The following is a 1,057-nucleotide window of genomic DNA, read 5'->3' on the forward strand; positions in this document are numbered from 1 at the left end:
TGGCGACCATGACGCGTGGCATTTTGCACCACTAATGCGAAGTCTGGGCCTGGGCTCATTAAGGCAATAAAGTGAATGCTGGCCAATGTCAGCAGGATAGTGGATTCATTCATAACACATCTCAAAGATTACCAATGCAGCTATTGTGGAGGCTTGTTGTGGCCTGCGCTTGTAAAAAACTGACAGCCTAAGATGAGCGCGCTGTTATCGAGTGACTTGAGACGGAGAGACGCCATAAGTCTGCTTAAAGGCTTTGCTGAAATGCGCCTGATCGTAAAAACCAATTTGATGCGCGACTTCAGTACCGCATTGTCCTGCTTGTAGCAGCTTCATCCCTTGCTCGAGTCGTAAACGGGCAAACCACGCATACGGTGTCATGCCGGTTTGCGCTTTGAAATGGCGTTGAAATTGAGTTGGGCTTAGCTGGCAAAGCTCAGAAAGAGACTCCAGCCGTACCGATTGGTCTAGGTTCGCCATTAAGTAATCTTTTAAGGTGTTGAGAGATTGCTTACCTAATGGAATGACTTTTTGCCTTGCCAGCGATCCGTAGCGATCAAAAAGTTGGTTAAATCCCTCAAACGGAAGACAATCTTTGGTCAATTGACTGAGATTTTCGCGCCTCAATAGTCCGTGCAAGTTACTAAGTTGTGAAAATATCTGTGGATCGGAGATGATCAACTCATTAAAGCGGATAATTTGACCGTTTTGTTTAAGATCTGCCAGATCGCTAAGTAAGTGTGGTTCGATCGAAAAAACATTCACTTGATAGCCACTGGCAAGCTTAGATTGGCCGTCGTGCAGTTCATCGGGCGGCATAATAACGATTTGCCCATGACCGACTTGGTGATGAGAGCCTTGATAATGAAACTTCTGCTCACCATGCGTGATCAAGCCGAGGTGAAAATCCAAATGATAGTGCCTTTGAAAGGCAAACTTTTGGTATTTCGCCTCGATCAGACTCAGTTGGTCATGGTCGGTCGCGTAGTATTGAATCTGTTCCATTACATACAAAAAAAGCTTGGTCACATAATGACCAAGCTTATCCATCAATTGTTAG

At 45.2% G+C, this 1,057-nt stretch carries 1 protein-coding gene and 1 pseudogene; both read right to left on the reverse strand.

What is annotated here, in order from left to right; genetic code table 11:
* Positions 1 to 113 (reverse strand): annotated as a pseudogene (locus R8N49_RS25155) (LysE family translocator); the annotation flags it as partial.
* Positions 114 to 204: 91 nt separating this feature from the next.
* Entirely contained in the window at positions 205 to 1,002 is a 798-nt protein-coding gene (locus R8N49_RS25160; RefSeq protein WP_023650110.1) for an AraC family transcriptional regulator, read from the reverse strand.
* Positions 1,003 to 1,057: the final 55 nt, after the last annotated feature.

The sequence above is a fragment of the Vibrio sp. 1978 genome, from assembly GCF_033344345.1.